This window comes from Mesorhizobium sp. M8A.F.Ca.ET.218.01.1.1, from assembly GCF_004791165.1.
Classification (GTDB): domain Bacteria; phylum Pseudomonadota; class Alphaproteobacteria; order Rhizobiales; family Rhizobiaceae; genus Mesorhizobium.
This window is the reverse complement of sequence record NZ_SRUZ01000247.1, coordinates 1-252: the sequence shown is the minus strand read 5'-3', so window position 1 is coordinate 252 and position 252 is coordinate 1. Positions and strand designations below refer to the sequence as shown.

Below are 252 nucleotides of genomic sequence, written 5' to 3'. Positions count from 1 at the left end.
GCCTGGCCTCGGTGCAGCAGCTTGCCGAAGGCGCCACCGTCACCGACGTCTTCAGCTACACCAACTCGGACAACCACGGCGGCTCTTCGTCCGCCAACCTGACCATCACCATCACCGGCACCAACGACGCGCCGGTGGCGGTGGCCGATGCGGCGGCGGTGAAGGAAGACACCAACACGCTGGCCGATCCCAATCCGGTGAGCGGCAATGTGCTTTCCAACGACACCGATGTCGACAATGGCGACACGCATA

The 252-nt window shown here is 64.3% G+C and carries 1 protein-coding gene; it reads left to right on the top strand.

Annotated elements, in window-relative coordinates:
* Window positions 1-252, top strand: a 252-nt coding sequence (locus EN861_RS35200) for a VCBS domain-containing protein (RefSeq protein WP_135868238.1), incomplete at both ends; no start/stop codon positions are given.